Source organism: Ectothiorhodospira lacustris (genome assembly GCF_022227785.1).
Classification (GTDB): Bacteria; Pseudomonadota; Gammaproteobacteria; order Ectothiorhodospirales; family Ectothiorhodospiraceae; genus Ectothiorhodospira; species Ectothiorhodospira lacustris.
The window spans coordinates 16985-37261 of sequence record NZ_JAJNQM010000017.1 but is presented as its reverse complement, the minus strand read 5'-3'; the positions used below and the strand labels follow the sequence as shown (position 1 = coordinate 37261).

Genomic DNA, 20277 nt, shown 5'->3' with positions numbered 1-20277 from the left:
CATGACCGCATTCTGGCTTTTCGGCGCCCTGTTCCTGCTTCTCACCGTCGCCGTGGGCATGGTGCGGGTGCTGTCCGGTCCCACTCCGGGGGACCGGATGCTGGCAGCCCAACTCTTCGGCACCGCCGGGGTGGCCATCCTGTTGCTGCTGTCCCTGGCCATGGAACAGCCGGCCCTCGTGGACGTGGCCCTGGTCTTCGCCCTGCTGGCGGCGGTGGCCACGGTGGCCTTTGTCAGACAGAGGGGCTTGCCCCGGGAGGGGGGCGATCAGTCATGATGAATCTGGTCATGGATGTCATCAGCATGGGACTGGTCGTGATGGGGCTTGTGTTCTTTGCCGCCGGCAGTGTCGGCATGCTGCGATTCCCGGATGTGTACACCCGGCTGCACGCCTTGACCAAGGCCGATAATCTGGGGCTGGGGCTGGTGGCGGCAGGGGTGGCCCTGCAGGCGGGCAGCCTGCCTCAGGTGTTCAAACTGATCCTGATCTGGGCCCTGGTGCTGGCCGGCGGCGCGGCCGGCTGCCACCTGGTGGCCCAACGGGCGCGCCGCCGAGAATCCCACCGAGCCTGAGGCCCACTTTCATCCATCATGCAAAACCACGCGATGCCTGACGAGATCACCACCTGGCTTTTGATCGGTTTTGATGTCCTGCTGGCCCTCACCCTGCTGGGGGTGGCCTGGCGTCTGCTGGCGGGCCGGGATCTGTTCCGGTCCGTGGTCCTGTTCATCGCCTTCGGATTGCTGCTTTCCCTGGCCTGGGTGCGCCTTGCCGCCCCCGATGTGGCCTTGGCCGAGGCCGCCATCGGTGCCGGTGTCACCGGTGCCCTGCTGCTGGTGGCCCTGGGTCGTTTGCGACGGTTGGAAAACCGATCCCGTCGGGAAGGGAAGAACACTTGATCCGGCGGCGATTTGCTCTCTCCCCGGCGCTGCTGATGAGCCTGGCCCTGGCCGGCCTGCTCATCGTCGTCGTGCTGGATCTGCCGCCACAGCCGGGGCTGGCCGGACCGGTGGCTCAGGCCATGGATCAGGCCGGCGTCGGACATCCGGTCACGGCGGTACTGCTCAACTTTCGCGGCTATGACACCTTTCTGGAACTGGCGGTGCTGATGCTGGCGGTGCTGTCGATCTGGTCCCTGGGGCGCCGTGATCCGATTCCGGCCCGGCCGGTGCAGGGGCCGGTGATGCACGGCACCCTGCGTCACCTGATCCCGGTGGCGGTGGTCACCGGCGGCTACCTGGTTTGGGTGGGCAGCAGCGACAGCGGCGGTGCCTTTCAAGGCGGCGCCGTGCTGGGAGCCGCCGGGGTGATGCTGATGCTGTCTCTTCCTCGTGAAATGCCCATGCCGCCCGCGCTGCTGCAGCGCCTGGGGCTGTCCCTGGGGGTGTTTGCCTTCCTGGCGGTGGGTACCGCAGGTCTGCTGGCCGGTCATGGTTTCATGGGCTATCCCCCGGCCTGGGCCTATCACCTGATCCTGGGCATCGAATTGGCCGCCGCCGTGTCCATTGCCCTGACCCTGGTGCTGCTGTTTCTGGGGGGGCGGTCCCGCAAGGTGCGGCATGACCGTTGACGTCATCAGCCCCCAGATCTATCTGCTCTGCGGCGTGCTGCTGTTCGTGCTCGGGCTGCATGCCCTGGTGGTGCGCCGTCACCTGCTGTTGAAGATCCTCGCCGTCAACATCATGGGTTCCGGGGTCTTCATGCTCCTGCTGGGTGTGGCCGCCCGGGGGGAGGGGGGCATTGATCCGGTGCCCCACGCCCTGGTCATCACCGGCATCGTGGTGGCGGTCAGTGCCACCGCCGTGGCCCTGGTGCTCATGCTCAAGGTGAAAGCGGCCACCGGTCTGGCACGGCTACCCCTGTCCGGGCCGGAGGACTGAGATGCCCTGGATGGATGTCATGGCGGACATGGCCCTGGCGCCCTGGTTGGTGATCCTGCCCCTGGCGGGGGCTTTGCTGGCGGGACTGTGGCCCGCCGCGGCGCGGTGGTGGGGCCTGCTGACGGGGCTGCTCACCCTGCCGATGGCCCTGTTGCTGGCGCTGCAGGTCCATGCCCATGGCCCCATGGTCCTTTATCTGGGGGGATGGGTGCCGCCGCTGGGTATCGCCCTGGTGGCGGACGGCCTGGCGAGTCTGATGCTGCTGATGACCGCGGGGGTGGGCCTGGCCATCAGTCTCTACGCCCTGGGCTACCTGGCCGGGGAGACAGGGGGGCGCTGGTTCTGGATCCTCTGGCTGTGGCTGTGGGCGGCCATGAATGCCCTCTATCTGTCCGGGGATGTGTTCAACCTCTATGTCACCCTGGAGCTGGTGGTGCTGGCTTCGGTGGCCCTGGTGGCCCTGGCCGGTGGCGCCGCCCCCCTGGTGGCGGCCATGCGTTACCTGCTGGTGAGTCTGCTCGGCTCCATGGCCTATCTGATGGGGGTGGCCCTGCTCTACGGGTCTTACGGGGTGCTGGATCTGCAGGGGCTGGGCGCGCAGGTGGCCCTGTCGGCGGCCCCCATGCTGGCGGCGGCCCTGATGACCGTGGGTCTGATGGCCAAATCGGCCCTGTTTCCGCTGCATGTCTGGCTGCCCCCCGCCCACGGCAGTGCCCCGGCGCCGGTCAGCGCAGCCCTCTCGGCCCTGGTGGTCAAGGTGTCCTTCTACCTCATGCTGCGCCTGTGGCTGACGGTCTTCCCGGCGTTGCCCCTGCCGGGGCTGGACATGCTGATGGGAGCCCTGGCCATGGGTGCGGTGCTCTGGGGTGGCCTCATGGCCCTGCGGGCATCCCGGCTCAAGCAGGTGGTGGCCTATTCTACGGTGGCCCAGGTGGGCTATCTGTTTCTACTGTTTCCGTTTCTCCGGGCGTTCCCGGACGGCTGGAAGGCGGTGGTTTTCTTTGCGGTCGCTCATGGGGTGGCCAAGGCCGCCGTGTTCCTGGCCGCCGGGACCCTGCAACGGGCGGCTGGACATGACCGGTTGGCGGATCTGGGCGCTGTGATGCGCGGCCGCCTCAAAACCAGCTTTGCACTGGGGATCGCCGGGGCCAGCCTGGTGGGACTGCCTTTCACCGGTGGTTTCATCGCTAAATGGCTGCTGGTACAGACCGCCCTTGAAGCCGGTCTTTGGATCTGGGTCCTGATGGTCCTGGGCGGGGGCCTCCTGGCCGGTGCCTACGTGTTCCGGTTGCTGGGACCGGCCTTCCAGCCGGGTCCTGCGGACCCGGGGCAGCCCCTGCCCGCGGTGATGGAATGGGTGCCCCTGGCCCTGGCCCTGTTGACTATCGGCCTGGGCTTTGCCGGCACCCCGGCCCTGTCGTTGCTGGCCCGGACCCTGACCGGGGGAGGGGGCTGAGATGGAGACGGGGGGACACATGCTGCTGCTGATTCTCCTGAGCTCCCTGCTGCCCGGGGTGGCCATCTTCTTCCTGAAGGAGCAGCAGTTCGCCCTGCGCACGGCCCTTAACCTGGGGGGCGCCAGCCTCAAATTCCTGCTGATCATCGCGTTGCTGGTGGGGGTATACCGGGACGGCAAGACCTACAGCCTGAGTGTGAATCTGTTGCCGGGAATCGACCTGGTGCTGGCGGCGGATGCCCTGTCCCTGCTGTTTGCCACCCTCTCGGCGGTGCTCTGGCTGGTCACCACCATCTATGCCATCGGCTACCTGGAGGACTCGCCCAACCGCAGCCGATTCTTCGGCTTCTTCAGTCTGTGCGTGAGTGCCACGGTGGGGATCGCCTTCTCCGGCAACCTCATCACCCTGCTGATTTTCTATGAAATCCTGACTTTGGCCACCTGGCCCCTGGTGGTACACCGGGGTACGGCGGAGTCCTTCCGGGCCGGGCGCGTCTATCTGGCCTACACCCTCCTCGGGGGGGCGGTGCTGCTGGGGGCCGTGGTCTGGCTGACCCTGCTGGCCGGTTCCGAGCCCTTTGCCGCCGGCGGTTACCTGCGGGACCTGAGTGCCGACCATGGTCCGGTCCTGATCATGATCTTTGCCATGCTGATGGCCGGGTTCGGAGTCAAGGCGGCCCTGCTGCCCCTGCATAGCTGGTTGCCCCGTGCCATGGTGGCGCCGGCGCCGGTGAGTGCCCTGCTGCACGCGGTGGCCGTGGTCAAGGCCGGGGCTTTCGGTATCGTGCGGGTACTCAACGACGTCTACGGGGTAGACCTGGCGGCGGATCTGGGGGTGACGTTGCCGTTGCTGCTGCTGGCCGTCCTGACCATCATTTACGGCTCGGTACGGGCGGTGTTCGCCGAGGATCTCAAGCAGCGACTGGCCTTTTCCACCATCAGCCAGGTGTCCTACATCATCCTCGGGGTAGCCCTGGCCGGACCCATCGGGGCCGTGGGCGGACTGGTGCATCTGGTCCATCAGGGGGTGATGAAGATCACCCTGTTCTTCTGCGCCGGTAATTTTGCCGAGACCCTGGGTATCCACCGAGTGGACGAGATGCGCGGGGTGGGTCGGCGCATGCCCTGGACCATGACCGCCTTCACCCTGGCGGCCCTGGGCATGATCGGCATTCCGCCGCTGGCTGGGTTCATCAGTAAATGGTACCTGGGCCTGGGTGCCCTGGAGGCGGGGCTGGCCTGGGTGACCGTCGTGCTGGTGGTCAGCAGTCTGCTCAATGCCCTGTATTTCCTGCCGCCGATCCTGCGGGGCTGGTTCAGTCGCCGGGAGGGTCCCTGGCCCGATGAGCGCCATGGGGGCGGGCGACTTGAGACGCACTGGATGTTGCTGCTGCCCACGGTGGCGGTGGCCACCATGGCGCTGGGTATGGGACTGCTGGCCTCCCTGACCATCAGCCCCCTGTACTGGGTGACCTTTATCGTGGAATTCGAGTACGGCTACGACCACATCTGGAGCGCCATCTTCGAATGGGAGACGCCATGACCCCGCAACTGTGGCTGATCCTGATCCCTGCGACCCCGCTGCTGCTGGTGCTGGCGATGGCCCTGCCGGGCCTGGGGCGGCATCTCTGGCGCCTGACCCCGCTGGCGGTGTTGCCGGCCCTGGCAGGCCTGGTATGGTTGCCGGATGGTGCCTGGGCCTTCTATCCCTGGCTGCTGGTGGGTACGGAGCTGGCCCTGGACCCGGTGGGGCGGGGCTTTTTGCTGCTCACCGCCCTGCTGTGGGGGGCGGCTGCCGTCTACGCCCAGGGGTATCTCGGGGCGGGTCCGGCCAGGGTGCGTTTCCATGCCTTCTTCCTGTTGGCCATGGCGGGCAACCTGGGGCTGGTGGTGGCGGCGGACGTGGTCTTTTTCTATACCAGCTTTGCCCTCATGAGCCTGGCCGCCATGGGGCTGGTGGTGCATGACCAGCGCTTCGAGTCCTGGCGGGCGGGTTGGGTCTATCTGGGCATGGCCGTGGCCGGCGAGGTGGCCCTGTTCACAGGACTGATCCTGTTGGTACATGATGCCGGCGGACATGGCATGGTGCGGGTCTGGGAGCAGCCGCCGGATGCGATGGCCGTGGCCCTGCTGGTGATCGGTCTGGGGGTGAAGGCCGGGCTGGTCCCCCTGCATGTCTGGCTGCCCCTGGCCCATCCGGCTGCGCCCACCCCCGCCAGTGCGGTACTTTCCGGGGCCATGATCAAGGCGGGCCTGCTGGGTTGGATGCGCCTGCTACCGCCGGGCAGTGCGCCGGAAGCCCTGGGTACGATCCTGGTAGTGTTGGGCCTGGTGGGGGCCGGCTACGGGGTGGCGGCGGGGGTTTTCCAGTATCGGGCGAAGACCGTGCTGGCTTATTCCAGTATCAGTCAGATGGGGCTGATGACGGCGGGACTGGGGGTGGCGATAGCCCACCCGGCTCTGGCGCCCGCGCTGATATCGGCACTGGTGATCTACGCCCTGCACCATGGCATCGCCAAGGCCGCTCTGTTCCTGGGGGTGGGTATTGCCCAGCGGGTGGGGCGACCGGCGGCACTGGCCTGGTTGCTGCTGCCGGGACTGGCGCTGGCGGGGATGCCCCTGACCAGTGGCGCCGTGGCCAAGATTCTGCTCAAGGCGCCCCTGTACGATGCGCCCGTGGATCTGTCCCTGGTGACCCTGTTGCTGTCCACGGCGGCGGCCGGCACCCTGCTGCTGATGCTGCGGTTCTGGGTGCTGGCCGCCGGTGGCGCGCGCGAGCCTCGTCCGGTGTCGGTATTCCTCTGGCTGCCCTGTCTGGTGCTGGTACTGGGCACGGTACTCCTGCCCTGGGCTCTGGCACCGGAAGGCGCGTTCAAGGCCCTGACCCCCGATCATGTGCTGGCGGTGGCCTGGCCCATGGGTTTGGGACTGTTGATCGGCGGCAGCGGTGTGCTGCTGGCTCGTCTCTGGGGCGGGACCATGCCCCGCTTGATACCCGAGGGGGATCTGTGGGTGCCGCTGGAGTGGGGCGGTCAGGCGGTGCTGCAGTGGATTCGCCGCACCTCGGTGTTCTGGCGGATGCCGGGCGGGAGACTGTCCCGCTGCCTGGTGGATGGACTGCCGCGGCTCTGGGCCGCCTGGCTGGACCGGGTGGCTCATGGGGAGCGGTTGCTGCTGCGCTGGGAGACCCTGGGGCTGATGTTTGTCGGATTGGTGCTGGCGGTGCTGGCGGTGCTCTATCTGGGGGCCGTCATGGTCTCGTCATGAATGGCCTTTAATCTGTCGGGGTTTTTGACAGTTTCCTCCGTCATGCTCAAGCCCCGTTCCTGGTGATCCATGAAAATCACGATCCGATTGATGGTCGGAGCCACCGTGCTCACCGGCCTGGCCGTGCTGTTGTCCGCCGTCACCACGAGCCATGTGGCCGACCGTAGTGCCACCGAGGTGATCGAGCATGCCATTGGTCAACAATTCCAGGCGGTGGCCGATGGCCGTCAGTCTCGGTTGCTGGACGAGATGCGGGGGCTGGAAAACTTACTGCAGACCCTGGCCCACGGGCGGCTGGTTCAGGATGCGGTCTATGGTTTTATCCGTCCCTTTGTCTCCTATCGATATGAGGTCGAGGGCGGATCCACGGACCAGCTACGACAGCAGGTGAATCAGTGGTATGAGACCCGGTATGCCCCCCTGTACGCGGCCCGCACCGGGGGGCATACCGCACCGCTGGGAGATTGGCTGGAGGCGATGCCCCACGAGGCCCTGCTGATTCAGCGTTACTATGTGGCGGACAATCCTCACGATCCGGAAGACCTGAAGGCCTTGGTGGATCGCCGTGACGGCAGCATCTATGGGCAGCAGCACATGCGCTACCACCAGACCCTGCGGGACACCCTCGAACGTCTGGGCTTTAATGATCTCATGCTCATCGACGCCCAGTCCTTGGCGGTGATCTATTCGGTGACCAAGGGACCCGTCTTCGGCACCTCTCTGCGGCAGGGGCCTTTTGCGGACAGCGCCCTGGGCGCGTTGGCCCGGGAGATGATGGAGAACCGGGGCGCGGACGGTTTTCGCATGAGCCCCTTCGAAGATTTCACGGGCCGCTTTAACGAACCGGTGGTCTTCATCGGCGTGCCGGTCTTTCATGCCATCTACAGTCCCGAGCGTCCCCTGGGCATGCTGGTGGCCGAGATCCCCGCGGAGCGCTTCACCCAGATCATGACCAATGCCGGCGGCTGGGTGCAGGCCGGGCTGGGGGCTACGGGGGAGTCCTATCTGGTGGATGACCGGCATCGCCTGGTGACCGAACTGCGGCCCATGCTGGAGGATCAATCAGGCTTCCTGCACCGGCTAAGTGCCGTTCGCCCCGCCGCACTGCCCGATTTCCAGCGGACGGCCGGACTGGGTCGCATCGCCGGTCATCTGACCCTCGACAATCAGTCGATCCGCGCCGCGCTTGCGGGGCAGAGCGGCATGGGCCTTGATAAGGATTATCTGGGACGGGACATGTTCATGGCCTGGACACCCCTGGAGATCGCGGGCCATCGCTTTGCCCTGGTGACCCAGCAGGCCCCCCTGGAAATCATGGCGCCACTGGCGCAAATGCGGCGGGACCTGACAGTCGGTGCGGTCACCGGGGTGATCCTTTTGTCCCTGTTGGCGGCATTGGCTTCCTGGTGGTTCGCCCGTCTCATCAGCCGCCCGCTGGGGGAACTGGCTCGCAACATCGGCGAAGCCGCCTCTCACCAGGATCTGACCCGGCGTTTCGCCAATGGTCGCCGGGATGAGATCGGCATGATCGCCACCGCCCTGGATGGTCTGTTCCGCGAATTGGAGTCATTCGTGGGCGGTATCGTCACCCGATCCGGGCGTACCGCCGCCCTGGCGGATGGCAATGCCGCCACCAGCGAGCAGTGTCTGTCCTCCGTGCACGATCAGCGGGGCGCCCTGGATGCGCTGGACGCGGAGGCCACCGCCATGGAATCCGCCACGGATCGCATCGTCGAGCAGATGCAACAGGTTGCCGAATCGGCCTCGTCGGCCACATGGCTGGCGGATGGTGGCCAGGCCCAGGTACGGGACGTGGCCGGACTGATGGATGAACTGGCCCGGCAGGTCACCGAGTCCAGCGCGCATCTTCAGTCACTGCAGGTGGCTGCCGGGGATATCGATTCCGTGCTTACCACCATCCGCAAGATTGCCGAACAGACCAATCTGCTGGCCCTGAACGCGGCCATCGAAGCGGCCCGGGCAGGAGATCAGGGGCGTGGCTTTGCCGTGGTGGCGGAACAGGTGCGCGGTCTGGCCGCCGATACCCGTGAGGCCACGGGGCGCATCCAGGGCATGGTGGAGCGTTTGCATGGCAACATGCGGGAAGTGGTGGATGCCATGGAAAACGAGCGGCAGACCGCCGAGCGCTGTGTGACCGAGACCGGCGAGGCGGTGACGGCGCTGGTATCCATCGGGCAGGCGGTGGAGGCCATCCGGCATGTGACCGAACAGGTATCCGGGGATACCGACGTCCAGCGCGGCAAGACCTTGAGCATGCGTCGGCGTCTGGAGGTTTTGCTGCGGGAGGCCAACCAGACCGAGCGGGCCATGGCGGAACAGGCTGTGGCGGCCCGGGAGCAGAAACAGGTGGCGGCGGAGCTGGATCAGGCGGCGGGATGCTTCAGAATTTCATCGCCCCACGGGGCGTCGCCCCAGGCATCGTCCGCCCCGCCGGTGGCGGCGCCGATCCATCAGTCCCGGCCGAGGGCCTTGAGGACGGCATCGGCGGCACTTTCCACCACCTGACGGGGCTTGTCCACGCCGATCCATTCCACCCGGCCGTTGTCCACGATCATGGCATAGCGTCGGGAACGGACCCCCATCTGACTGCCGGTGGCATCGGATTCCAGCCCCACCGCCCGGGTGAAGTCCGCATTGCCGTCGGAGACCATCATGATCCGGTCGCCCACCGCATGAATATCGGCCCAGGCATCAAGGACAAAGATGTCGTTCACCGCCAGGCACAGCAGGCGCTCGATGCCGGCGGCACGCAGCTGCTCCGCCTTGTGGATGAATCCGGGCAGATGGACACCGGAGCAGGCGGGGGTGAAGGCGCCGGGGACGGCGAACAGGGCGCTACGGTAGCCGCTGAAGAGTTCCGTCGTGGTGATGGGATGATCGCCTGCCGGCGTCATCACGCGCAGGGTGATCTCGGGGATCTGATCGCCGACCTGGATGGGCATGACGGGGGCTCCTTGAATCGATCCGGGTGGGGCAGTGTAGCGGCTCGTTGCGCAAATGGATAAGTATTCATTGGATTGTGCTACAACCTGATCATGTCCAACGTATGTAAAGTTGTTCGGAATGGGCCGTTCCCTTGCCGGTGGAAATTCGGTTCCAGGCTGAAAGGTTCTTGACTCCCGCGTTCGCGGGCGTGATGTCTGCTGCGGCTTACCGGCAAGATCCGCCAAATCTTGACTCCCGCGTTCGCGGGAGTGACGGTGGCGGTGTGTCGATGTCGCTCCGCATGAGTCATTCCAGTACGGGTGGGACCCCGGTTAGCACCTCCCGGCGTCTGTACCGGGAAAATGCCGTCATTCCCGCGCAGGCGGGAATCCAGGCCCGGATTTATACGCTTTTGACTCCCGCGCTCGCGAGAGTGACGCTGGACGACTTGTCGAGTATTTCCTTGAGGTCTGCAATGGCCCCTGTTGTTCCATGATCATGCGTGAGCGAGATGGTTTATGTCGGTAATGCGGCAGCAGATTGTCAGCCCGGTGGAACCGACCCTGTTCGGGCTCTGGGTGCTGATCACCTTTCTGCTCGGCCTGGCCGCATGGTTGCTTGAAGGCGGCGCCAGGGTAGTGATTCTGGACATACTCCATTGGACTTCCGCCTTTGCCCTGTCTCTGGCCCTGGCATGGCGGGGCATGCAACTGGCACCCGCAAACGATGCCGGTGTGCTGTTCTGGATCGTACTGGGGGCAGGACTGCTGCTGATCGGTCAGCTGGTCTGGAATCTGCAGGTGCTTGCCGGCTGGAATCCTTTCCCCTCCCCGGCCGATGCCCTGTTTCTGGCGGTAGGTCCCCTCTGGATGATCGGACTGATGCGCGCATTGAAACTGCATTTGCCCGCGGACCGTTTCCATTCCGCGATGCTGGACATCTGCGGAATGGTATTTGCCCTGCTGGCGCTGGTGCTTACGCTCTATGTCCCCCATGGAGAGGAAATTTCCCTGATTGCCCTGCTGGTGCTGGTCTTCTATCCGGTCAGCTTTCTCAGTGCCGCCTTCTTTGCCCTGTTGATGATCCCCGGCATGGCCCTGCGCATGGCGCCGGCACATCTGCTGTTGATGGTCGGTATCACCGCCTATGGGATAACCTGGATGCAGTGGAATCTGATGGTTCTGGACGGTGAGCTGCAGGCAGGCATGATGTTCAACATTGCCTTTGGAGTCAGCGCCCTGTTGCTGGGCCTGGGTGCCCGTTTCTGGCGAATCGAGGTTCGACGGGAGCCGGGATATCTGAATGCCTGTGAAAGGGTCATGAATCATGTGCCCCTGCTTGCCATGTTGCTGGCCCTGGCGCTGCTGTTCCACTTCTTTTATGCCTTGACTGAGGCGGGATTTGAGCGAGGCATCATTTTCGTCTGCTGTTTGCTGACGCTGCTGCTGGTGGGGGTGCGCCAGACCCACATGCTGGAGGTGCTGGAGCGCCTGCGGCAGGCGGAAAAGGCCGTTTTGCAGAATCAGGAGCAGATGTTCCGGCTGGCTCATTATGATGCCCTGACCCATCTGCCCAACCGGCTGTTCTTCGAGAACCAGATGGAACACGCCTTGCAGATGGCGGCTCGACGCCATGATCGGATGGCCTTCATGTTGGTGGATCTGGATCATTTCAAGCAGATCAACGACATCTACGGTCACCGCACCGGGGACGCGCTATTGTGCGAGGCATCCGCCAGAATCTGTGGCGCGTTGGATAGTCGCTGTACCCTGGCCCGCATGGGGGGAGACGAGTTCATGATCCTGGTGGAACAGTGTCGCTCCAGAACGGAGGCCGCCCGACTGGCGGAGAAGATTCTGCAATCCTTTTCCCAACCATGGCTGGAAAGCGAGATTGATCCGCATTTTGCCACTGCAAGCATCGGCATCAGTCTGTATCCGGATGATGCGGCCACGGTGGTGGAACTGATTCGTAACGCGGATCTGGCGCTGAATCAGGTAAAGTCCAGCGGTCGCAACAGCTATCGTTTCTACCTGGAAGAGTACACGCTCATTGCCCGCAAGCGGCTGGAATTGGGTAGCCTGCTGCATCGTGCCCTGCCGGAAGGGCAGTTCCATGTCCTGTATCAGCCGCAGATGGACGCGTCCGGACGGCTTGTGGGCGCAGAGGCGTTGTTGCGCTGGACTGTGGATGATCAATCTGTCTCCCCGGAGGATTTCATTCCCTTGGCGGAATCCAATGGACTGATCGTGCCCATCGGGGAATGGGTGTTCCGTTCCGTCTGCCGTCAACTGGGGTGCTGGCGGCGGGGTGGCGTGGCAGTCAATGCCGTGTCCATCAATATTTCGGCAATACAGCTGCGAGGGCAGGATTTTACCCGGCAACTGGTGGCCATCGCCCGGGAGGAAGGTGTATCCCCGGATGTCATCATGCTGGAGGTGACTGAATCGGAAATGCTTGATGACGAGGTCATCCCCACCGTGGTGGCCTTGCGGGCGGCCGGCTTTGGTCTGTCCATTGATGATTTCGGCACCGGGCAGTCATCCCTGGTCAAGCTCAAGAAATTGCCGGTGAGCGAATTGAAGATTGACAAGGCCTTTGTGCGCGACATTGCCCAAAACGAGGGGGATCGTCAGATCTGCGCCATGATTCTGGCCCTGTCCCGCGCGCTGGGGTTGACGGTGGTGGCGGAAGGCGTGGAGACGTCGGAGCAGTTTCGCCTGCTCCGGGACATGGGCTGTCATCGTTTTCAGGGATGGCTGTTTTCACCCGCGGTCGAGGCCGATGAGCTGGTGATGGAAATGCTAGACCTGGTGGCCGGACTCCCCGCAAATGATGCTCGAAATACCCGGATCACCGACGGGTCGGCGCCTTGTGAGACGGTTTAAGGCTTATGGGACCTTATCGCGAATGTGACAGCCTGTTTCCGCAGGGCCTATCATGGCACCATGCGTACTCTGCAAAGGAGCCGATAGTTGAGAATCGCGGAATATCCCGAGCACCTGAGAAAACTGGTGGAACATGGCGATCTGCGGCGCATGCCCCGGCGCCAGGCCCGGGCAGTGGGTGCGGCGCGGGCGGCCATGAGTATCGGTCGGGAGGTCTCCGCCGGACAGCTCAACCTGCATGCCATGAGCCTGGTCTACACCAGCCTGCTGTCGGTGGTACCGTTGCTGGCCCTTTCATTTTCCGTGCTCAAGGCCTTCGGGGCTCACAACGCAGTGGAGCCGTTCCTGCTGACGGTCCTGGAGCCCCTGGGTGAGCAGGGGGAAGAAATCGTCACCAACATCGTGGTCTTTGTCGAGAACATGCGAGTGGGGGTGCTGGGATTCATCGGCCTGATCTTCCTCTTCTTTACCGTGATCGGTCTGGTCCAGAAGGTGGAGACGGCCTTCAACTACATCTGGCATGTGACCAGTCCACGCAATTTTACCCAGCGCTTTTCCAATTACCTGAGCGTGATCCTGGTGGGGCCGGTGCTGATCTTCTCTGCCCTAGGTATCACGGCCTCGGTGATGGCCGCCGATACGGTGCAGAAGGCCATGGACTATGGCCTGGTGGGGGAGTCGGTGGCGTTGTTCAGCCACTTGGTGCCTTACCTGCTGGTGACGATGGCCTTCGCCTTCATCTATGTCTTCGTGCCCAATACCCGCGTGAAACCGGTGCCGGCCCTGGTGGGGGCATTTGTGGCCGCGTTGCTGTGGCAGACCACCGGGTGGGGCTTTGCGGCCATGATGACCGGCTCCACCAACTACGATGCCATCTATTCCGGGTTTGCCATCGTCATCATGGCGCTGTTCTGGCTGTATCTGAACTGGCTGATCCTGTTGGTGGGTTCTCATGTGGCTTTCTACGTGCAGAATCCCGGGTATCTGCATCTGGCCCATGGTGCGTCGGTGAGGCTATCGGGAGATTTTCAGGAACGCCTGGCGCTACGGGTGATGCGTCTGACCGCAGAGCGGTTCTATCAGGGGGAGGGGCCGACGCCCACGACGGCGATGGCCCGGGCGTTCAACCTGCCGGAAGAGGGGCTGGAGCCGGTACTGGAGGCCTTGAAGCAGGGGGGGCTGCTGGTGGCGGCGGGGAGAGGAGCCGCCGCCTATGTGCCTGGACGGGATCTGGAACGCATCAATCTGAAGGAGATCCTGGATTCGGTGCGGGGCTACGGCAGCTCATTGCTGGACGAGGGGTCGCCCGGCGAGGACCGGCGTGTGGATCAGGTGCTGAGCCAGCGTGACGAAACGCTGCAGGCGCTTATGGGTGGGATGACCCTGAAGGCGCTGGTGACCGATGAGATGCCGGCCCCGGGAGAGACGCAGACCGGTTCAGGGCATTCGAAGCAGTAGAGGACCACGGGCCGCGAAGGGGGTGTCACCAAATTGTCACAATCCCTTCACAAGCCTGACACTGCAGGTTCCCATACTCACCCGTGTCAAGACTGCTTCTCCTTGTGGGATGCAGGACACACGCACACCCCTGTCCAGAGGAAATTAATGATGAACCTGAAGAAGGCCCTTGTCGCCGGCGTGGCCGCGGCCCTGATGGTTTCTGCGCCCGCCATGGCGGATCGCGTCGACCCCAACCTGCCCGACTACCAGCGCGTCTCCGGCATCTCGGGCAATCTGTCCTCCATCGGCTCCGATACCTTGAACAACCTCATGACCCTTTGGGCCGAGGAGTTCAGCCGCTTCTATCCCAACGTCAACATCCAGATCCAGGGCGCCGGCTCCGGCACCGCCCCGCCGGCCGTCACCCAGGGTACCGCCAACTTCGGTCCCATGAGCCGCGCCATGCGTTCCTCTGAGATCCAGGCCTTCGAACAGGCCCATGGCTATCCGCCCACGGAAGTGGGTGTGGCCATCGACATGGTGGCGGTGTTCGTGAACAAGGATAACCCCATTCAGGGCATGTCCATTCCCCAGGTGGATGCCGTGTTCTCCGCCACGCGCCGCTGCGGCCATCCCGAAGACATCACCCGCTGGGGCCAGCTGGGTCTGACCGGCGCCTGGGCCAACCGTGACTTTACCCTCTACAGCCGCAACGCCGTCTCCGGCACCTACGGTTTCTTCCGTGAGTTCGCCCTCTGTGGCGGTGACTTCAAGCCCAGCATCAACGAGCAACCCGGTTCCGCTTCCGTGGTCCAGGGCGTGACCGAGTCCATCAATGGCATCGGCTACTCCGGCATCGGTTATCAGACCGCCGGCGTGCGTGCCATTGCCATCGGCAAGGATGAAAGCGGGTTCTTCGAGCCCACCGCTGAAAATGCCGCTACCGGGGACTACCCGCTGGCCCGTCAGCTACTGGTCTATGTGAATTCCCACCCCAACCGTGGCATGGCCCCGCTGGAAAACGAGTTTGTGAAGCTTGTCCTGTCCAAGCAGGGCCAGGAAGTGGTGGTACGGGACGGCTTCATTCCCCTGCCGGCCACCGTGGCCGCCCAGGTGCGTGAGCGCGTCGGCGTGAAATAAGCAGTCCTTATGTCATGAGTTCAGCCGGCCCTGTCGACATATCGCCAGGGCCGGTTTTTTTTGTGCCTCTCTGCCGTCACCCCCGCGCGCGGGAGTCCAGGCCTTTCAGTCCATGACTGGATTCCCGCTTTCGCGGGAATGACGACATGTGCTTCGCGGGAATGACGGCACGTGTTTCGCGGGGATGACGACATGCGCGCCTTTCATGAAATATGACAATCCGTAACCGTAATGTCACTTTCATGGGTTACCGTGCGCGCATCGAGCAATCCGGATCGGACCAGTCCATCCGCTCCCCAGAATCTCTTCGGACGGCGATTACCCCATGACTGACGCATTTATCACAGCCCCGGGCAAGGACGGCAGGTCGTCAGACTTGACCACGCTGCTCCCCAGCGGTGAAAAACGTGCACGCCTGCGCAAGTGGCGCTACTTCAAGGACGGTGTGTCCCGCTACGGCGTGGGTGCCGGCGGGATCGGGGTGGTGTTTGCCCTGGGCCTGATCTTCGTCTACCTCTTCTACGAGGTCTTTCCGTTGCTGGTGCCGGCGGATGTCTCCGTCGAGAGCTCCTACCAGCTTCCCGGCGATGCCGACGCCAACACCTTGTTTCTGACCTTGGAACGCTATCAGGAACTGGGGGTGCGCTTTTCCGACCGCGGTATTGCTACCTTCTTTGAAACCGGCGATGGCCGCATCCGCAATCAGGTGGCCATGCCCATCCCCGAAGGGGTGGCCGTCACCAGCTTTGCTCATGGCGAGGCCCGTCAGCGGCTGATCGCTTACGGCCTGTCCGACGGCAGCGCCATCGTCGGTCGCCATGCCTATGACCTGAGCTATCCGGATGATATGCGTTACATCGCTCCCAAGGTGGAGTTTCCCCTGGGGGATGAGCCTGTCATGGTGGACCCGCAGGGTCGAGCCCTGACCCAGATCGCCCTCCAGGATGGACCGCAGGGTTATGTGATTGCGGCCCTCACCGAAGATAACCGCCTGCTGATGAGCCGGGTACGTTCCACCACCAACCTCTTCACCGGCGCGGTGGATGTGCGTCGGGATTCCTTCCAGTTGCCATCGCCGCCCGGCAACACCCGGCAGATCCTGGTCTCCGGCGATCACCGCAGTGTGTTCGTGGCCGATGACCTGGGGCAGCTCCATTACTACGACATCTCCGTGCCGGCCAATGCCCGTTTGGCCGATTCCGGCCGGGTGGTTCCCGAAGGCCACCAGATCACCGCCATGGACTTCCTGGTGGGTACGCTGTCCATCATCGTCGGTGGCTCCGATGGTTCCGTCTCCCAGTGGTTCCTGGTGCGCGATGAACAGAACCGCCACCACCTGACCCTGGTGCGGGAGTTCGAGCCCCATGCCGCCCCCATTACTGCCATTGCCACCGAATTGGCTCGCAAGGGGTTCTACGTGGGGGATGCCTCCGGCGTGTTGGGCATCCACTACGCCCCTTCCCACCGGACCCTGCTCAAGCGTCATTTGACCGATGGCCCCATCCGGGGCATCGGCCTGTCGCCGGTGAATCGGGCCATGCTCATTGAGGACGACAGCGGCCGGCTGTTGCACATGAACCTGCGCAACCCCCATCCCCAGGCTTCCCTGCAGGCCCTGTGGGGCAGGGTGTGGTACGAGGGACGCAGCGAAAAGGACTATATCTGGCAGTCTTCCGGCGCCACCGACGACTTCGAGCCCAAGTTCAGCCTCATCCCGGTGACCCTGGGCACCCTGAAGGCCGCCTTCTTCGCCATGTTGTTTGCCACCCCCCTGGCCATCATGGGCGCCATCTATACCGCCTACTTCATGCAGCGGCACCTGCGCACCGTGGTCAAGCCCACGGTGGAGATCATGGAGGCGCTGCCCACCGTGATCCTGGGTTTCCTGGCGGGCTTGTGGCTGGCGCCGTTCATCGAGTCCCATCTGCCGGCAGTGTTCAGCATCCTGATACTCATGCCCCTGGCCATGCTGGTGGCGGGATTTGCCTGGACCCGAATGCCCATGGTGGTACGCCAGTACGTGCCCCTGGGCATGGAGATCCTGGTGTTGGTGCCGGTGATCCTGCTGGTGGCTTGGCTGTCCATCGCCGCCAGCCCGCTGGTGGAGGTGATGTTCTTTGACGGCAGCATGCGCCAGTGGCTCACCGAGGTAGGCATTACCTACGACCAGCGCAATGCCTTGGTGGTGGGGATCGCCATGGGCTTTGCCGTCATCCCCACCATCTTCTCCATCGCCGAGGATGCGGTGTTCAACGTGCCCAAGCATCTGACCCAGGGTTCCCTGGCTCTGGGGGCCACCCCCTGGCAGACGGTGGTGGGCGTGGTCCTGCCCACCGCCAGCCCCGGTATCTTTGCTGCGGTGATGATGGGCTTCGGCCGGGCCGTGGGCGAGACCATGATCGTGCTGATGGCCACCGGCAACAGCCCGGTGATCAACTTCAACATCTTTGAAGGTATGCGCACCCTGTCGGCCAACATTGCCGTGGAGTTGACCGAGACAGCGGTGGGCAGCACCCACTACCGCATCCTGTTCTTCTCCGCCTTGGTGCTGCTGATCCTCACCTTCGTGGTGAACACGGCCGCCGAGATCATTCGTCAGCGCCTGCGGCAGCGCTACAGCAACCTGTAGGCCGGGGAGGGCATGACACGATGATTTTTCTGGAATTGGACCGGAACGTGCCGGGAACAAGCAAATGACTCTGAAGAACTGGTTCAAGAGCGGCAGCCCCTGGATCTGGCTCAATGCCGGCGCCATCGCCATCAGCATGATCATGGTGGTGGGCCTTTTGGCCCTCATCCTGGTGCGTGGCTTCTCTCACTTCTGGCCCTCGCCGATCCTGATGACGGATCTGACCACCCATGACGGTCGCCAGGTGCATATCGTCGGTGAACTGTCCCGCTCCCAAGTGCTGCCGGCCCAGGTGCTGCGGGATGCGGGAGTGCCCATCGACGACGACATCCAGTTGGTTACCCGCCACCTGATCAAGCAGGGCAACCGGGACGTCTGGGGTCGGGACTTTGTCTGGTATCCGGAAGTCGGCATGACCGAGTGGTCTTATCCCAGGGACGCCATGCGCCTGGAGCGGCGTGAATGGGGCGATTTCTACGGCTTCCCGGTGCGTATTCTGGAACAGGGCCGCACCGTGGCGGAGGGCGATCAGCTGTGGCCGGAACTGCAGCAGCGCATTCGCCGGGCCAATGAGATCTTCGATGAGATCCGCCGCATCGAGCGCGGGGAGATCGGCAACGTCAATCATCGCATGGAGCGGGTGCGCCTGAGCGAGCGACGCATGGATCTGCAATGGCGCGAAGGCCGCATCACCGTGGCCGAACGAGACCAGGGCATGGCGGCGCTGGCGGCCCAGCGGTTGGAACTGGATCAGGAGTATGCCGTGCTGCAGGAGCGCCTGGACGCCCTCTATCAGGATGTGCGCCGTGACACCCTGGTGGCCCGGGTGATGGATGGTCGGGAATGGCAGATCCCCATGGCCCAGATCATCCGCGCCGTGAAACCCAACGACATGTCCGTGTTCGGCAAGACCGGGCTGTATCTCAAGCAGTTCTGGGAGTTCATGAGCGGCTATCCCCGTGAGGCCAACACCGAGGGCGGGATCTTCCCGGCCATCTTCGGTACCGTGACCATGGTGTTCGTGATGTCCATCATCGTCACCCCCTTTGGTGTGCTGGCGGCCATTTACCTGCGGGAATACGCCCGCCAGGGACCCTTGCTGCGGGTGATCCGCATCTCCGTGTACAACCTGGCGGGGGTGCCGTCCATCGTCTTCGGGGTGTTCGGCCTGGGCTTTTTCGTCTATTTCATGGGGGGGGCGATTGATCGCAACTTCTACCCCGAAGCCTTGCCGTCGCCCACTTTCGGCACGCCGGGCCTGATGTGGGCCTCGTTCACCCTGGCCCTGCTGACCCTGCCGGTGGTGATCGTGGCCACGGAGGAAGGGCTGTCACGGATTCCCAGCACCATCCGTCACGGCAGTCTGGCCCTGGGGGCCACCAAGGCGGAGACTCTGTGGAAGGTAGTGGTGCCCCTGGCGACGCCGGCCATGATGACCGGTCTGATCCTGGCCATTGCCCGCGCCGCCGGGGAGGTGGCGCCGCTGATGCTGGTGGGGGTGGTGAAGCTGGCTCCCACCTTGCCCATCGACGGCAACTTCCCCTTCATCCACCTGGAGCGCAAGATCATGCACCTGGGCTTCCATATCTATGACGTGGGCTTTCAGAGCCCCAACGTGGAGGCGGCCCAGCCGCTGGTCTACGCCACGGCCCTGACCTTGGTGGCCCTGATCGTGATGCTCAACCTGACCGCCATCAGTATCCGTAACCACCTGCGTGAGAAATATCGGGGCGAGTCGGATTGATACCTGACCGAAGAGATTCAAGAGTATGGACGGTATGACAACCATGACAGAGCAGAACACCATGACCCACGGCGTCACCGCCGGTCTCTTCGAGAACAGCGAGCGCAAGCGTCTGCGCCTGGCCGACGAGACCATTGCCCTGGAAGTGCAGAACCTGAACCTCTACTACGGCGATGCCCAGGCCCTGAAGAGCATCTCCATGAAGGTGGCCGCGAAGCGGGTCACCGCCTTCATCGGCCCCAGCGGCTGCGGCAAGTCCACCCTGCTGCGCTGCTTCAACCGCATGAACGATCTGGTGGATGCCTGCCGCATTGACGGCCGGATCCTGCTGGAGGGGGCGGACATCTACGAACGCAAGGTGGATGTAGCCGAACTGCGTCGCCGGGTGGGCATGGTGTTCCAGAAACCCAACCCCTTCCCTAAATCCATCTACGAGAACGTGGCCTATGGCCTGCGCCTGCAGGGTGTGCGTGACCGCAAGGTCCTGGACGAGGTGGTGGAGCGCTCCCTGCGCAGCGCCGCCCTCTGGGATGAGGTCAAGGACCGGCTCCATCAGAATGCCTTTGGCCTCTCCGGTGGTCAGCAGCAGCGTCTGGTCATCGCCCGGGCGATTGCCATCGAACCGGAGGTGATCCTGCTGGACGAACCCGCTTCGGCGCTGGATCCGATTTCCACGGCCAAGATCGAAGAGCTGATCTATGAACTGAAGGAGGATTACACCATCCTCATCGTCACCCATAACATGCAGCAGGCGGCCCGTGTATCCGATTACACCGCCTACATGTATCTTGGCGAGATGATCGAATACGGCGATACCATGACCCTCTTCACCAACCCCAAGAAGAAGGCCACGGAAGACTACATCACGGGTCGTTACGGTTAATCG

The 20277-nt window shown here is 63.8% G+C and carries 13 protein-coding genes and 2 pseudogenes; 14 read left to right on the top strand and 1 reads right to left on the bottom strand.

Annotated features, from left to right (window positions below):
- Position 1: 1 nt before the first annotated feature.
- The 8 genes and pseudogenes from LQ952_RS05275 to LQ952_RS05240 all read left to right on the top strand — a co-directional run bounded on the left by LQ952_RS05275 (position 2) and on the right by LQ952_RS05240 (position 9130).
- Entirely contained in the window at positions 2 to 277 is a 276-nt protein-coding gene (locus LQ952_RS05275; RefSeq protein WP_238621613.1) for an MrpF/PhaF family protein, read from the top strand.
- Positions 278 to 282: 5 nt separating this feature from the next.
- Positions 283 to 573 carry a cation:proton antiporter gene (locus LQ952_RS05270; protein WP_238621623.1) on the top strand — a complete coding sequence of 97 codons (291 nt, stop codon included), beginning with the start codon at positions 283 to 285 and terminating at the stop codon, positions 571 to 573.
- A gap of 33 nt (positions 574 to 606) precedes the next feature.
- Positions 607 to 1571 (top strand): annotated as a pseudogene (gene mbhE / locus LQ952_RS05265) (hydrogen gas-evolving membrane-bound hydrogenase subunit E).
- A pseudogene (locus tag LQ952_RS05260) lies at positions 1561 to 1878 on the top strand (NADH-quinone oxidoreductase subunit K); the annotation flags it as partial. The pseudogenes mbhE and LQ952_RS05260, both read left to right, overlap by 11 nt.
- Before the next feature lie 4 nt (positions 1879 to 1882).
- Positions 1883 to 3337: a complex I subunit 5 family protein gene (locus tag LQ952_RS05255; RefSeq protein WP_238621612.1), complete on the top strand. Its 1455-nt coding sequence runs from the start codon at positions 1883 to 1885 to the stop codon at positions 3335 to 3337.
- A 1-nt stretch (position 3338) separates the two neighbouring features.
- The gene (locus tag LQ952_RS05250) at positions 3339 to 4880 is read left to right on the top strand and encodes a complex I subunit 5 family protein (protein WP_238621611.1); all 1542 of its coding nucleotides are present in this window, start codon (positions 3339 to 3341) and stop codon (positions 4878 to 4880) included.
- Positions 4877 to 6604 (top strand): complex I subunit 5 family protein, encoded by a 1728-nt coding sequence (locus LQ952_RS05245; protein ID WP_238621610.1) that lies wholly within the window; start codon positions 4877 to 4879, stop codon positions 6602 to 6604. The genes LQ952_RS05250 and LQ952_RS05245 overlap by 4 nt, the downstream gene beginning before the upstream one ends.
- A 90-nt stretch (positions 6605 to 6694) precedes the next feature.
- Positions 6695 to 9130, top strand: coding sequence for a methyl-accepting chemotaxis protein (locus tag LQ952_RS05240; protein ID WP_238621609.1), 2436 nt, complete (start codon positions 6695 to 6697; stop codon positions 9128 to 9130).
- Here LQ952_RS05240 and LQ952_RS05235 read toward each other — a convergent pair.
- Positions 9076 to 9567, bottom strand: a complete 492-nt coding sequence (locus LQ952_RS05235; protein ID WP_238621608.1) for a peroxiredoxin — start codon at positions 9565 to 9567, stop codon at positions 9076 to 9078. The genes LQ952_RS05240 and LQ952_RS05235 overlap by 55 nt on opposite strands.
- 501 nt (positions 9568 to 10068) lie before the next feature.
- On the opposite strand from LQ952_RS05235, the gene LQ952_RS05230 reads away from it, so the two are divergent.
- The 6 genes from LQ952_RS05230 (at position 10069) to pstB (ending at position 20274) form a co-directional block, all read left to right on the top strand.
- Positions 10069 to 12438, top strand: a complete 2370-nt coding sequence (locus LQ952_RS05230) for a putative bifunctional diguanylate cyclase/phosphodiesterase (protein ID WP_238621607.1) — start codon at positions 10069 to 10071, stop codon at positions 12436 to 12438.
- 87 nt (positions 12439 to 12525) lie between these two features.
- Positions 12526 to 13896 carry a YhjD/YihY/BrkB family envelope integrity protein gene (locus tag LQ952_RS05225; RefSeq protein WP_238621606.1) on the top strand — a complete coding sequence of 457 codons (1371 nt, stop codon included), beginning with the start codon at positions 12526 to 12528 and terminating at the stop codon, positions 13894 to 13896.
- A 150-nt stretch (positions 13897 to 14046) separates the two neighbouring features.
- Positions 14047 to 15018 (top strand): PstS family phosphate ABC transporter substrate-binding protein, encoded by a 972-nt coding sequence (locus LQ952_RS05220; RefSeq protein ID WP_238621605.1) that lies wholly within the window; start codon positions 14047 to 14049, stop codon positions 15016 to 15018.
- A 325-nt stretch (positions 15019 to 15343) separates the two neighbouring features.
- Complete coding sequence (locus tag LQ952_RS05215; protein ID WP_238621604.1) at positions 15344 to 17647, top strand: ABC transporter permease subunit; 2304 nt, start codon at positions 15344 to 15346, stop codon at positions 17645 to 17647.
- 70 nt (positions 17648 to 17717) lie between these two features.
- On the top strand, positions 17718 to 19391 hold the full coding sequence (pstA, locus tag LQ952_RS05210; RefSeq protein WP_238621622.1) for a phosphate ABC transporter permease PstA: 1674 nt from the start codon (positions 17718 to 17720) through the stop codon (positions 19389 to 19391).
- A gap of 25 nt (positions 19392 to 19416) precedes the next feature.
- Positions 19417 to 20274 (top strand): phosphate ABC transporter ATP-binding protein PstB, encoded by an 858-nt coding sequence (pstB, locus tag LQ952_RS05205; protein WP_238621603.1) that lies wholly within the window; start codon positions 19417 to 19419, stop codon positions 20272 to 20274.
- Positions 20275 to 20277: the final 3 nt, after the last annotated feature.

What these genes read in the sequence shown, in the direction of transcription:
- LQ952_RS05245 (WP_238621610.1), top strand. Translation starts at nt 4,877, where the DNA reads ATGACCCCGCAACTGTGGCTGATCCTGATCCCTGCGACCCCGCTGCTG.
- LQ952_RS05235 (WP_238621608.1), bottom strand. Translation starts at nt 9,567, where the DNA reads ATGCCCATCCAGGTCGGCGATCAGATCCCCGAGATCACCCTGCGCGTG.
- LQ952_RS05220 (WP_238621605.1), top strand. Translation starts at nt 14,047, where the DNA reads ATGAACCTGAAGAAGGCCCTTGTCGCCGGCGTGGCCGCGGCCCTGATG.
- LQ952_RS05255 (WP_238621612.1), top strand. Translation starts at nt 1,883, where the DNA reads ATGCCCTGGATGGATGTCATGGCGGACATGGCCCTGGCGCCCTGGTTG.
- LQ952_RS05215 (WP_238621604.1), top strand. Translation starts at nt 15,344, where the DNA reads ATGACTGACGCATTTATCACAGCCCCGGGCAAGGACGGCAGGTCGTCA.
- LQ952_RS05230 (WP_238621607.1), top strand. Translation starts at nt 10,069, where the DNA reads ATGTCGGTAATGCGGCAGCAGATTGTCAGCCCGGTGGAACCGACCCTG.
- pstB (WP_238621603.1), top strand. Translation starts at nt 19,417, where the DNA reads ATGGACGGTATGACAACCATGACAGAGCAGAACACCATGACCCACGGC.
- LQ952_RS05240 (WP_238621609.1), top strand. Translation starts at nt 6,695, where the DNA reads ATGGTCGGAGCCACCGTGCTCACCGGCCTGGCCGTGCTGTTGTCCGCC.
- LQ952_RS05275 (WP_238621613.1), top strand. Translation starts at nt 2, where the DNA reads ATGACCGCATTCTGGCTTTTCGGCGCCCTGTTCCTGCTTCTCACCGTC.
- LQ952_RS05250 (WP_238621611.1), top strand. Translation starts at nt 3,339, where the DNA reads ATGGAGACGGGGGGACACATGCTGCTGCTGATTCTCCTGAGCTCCCTG.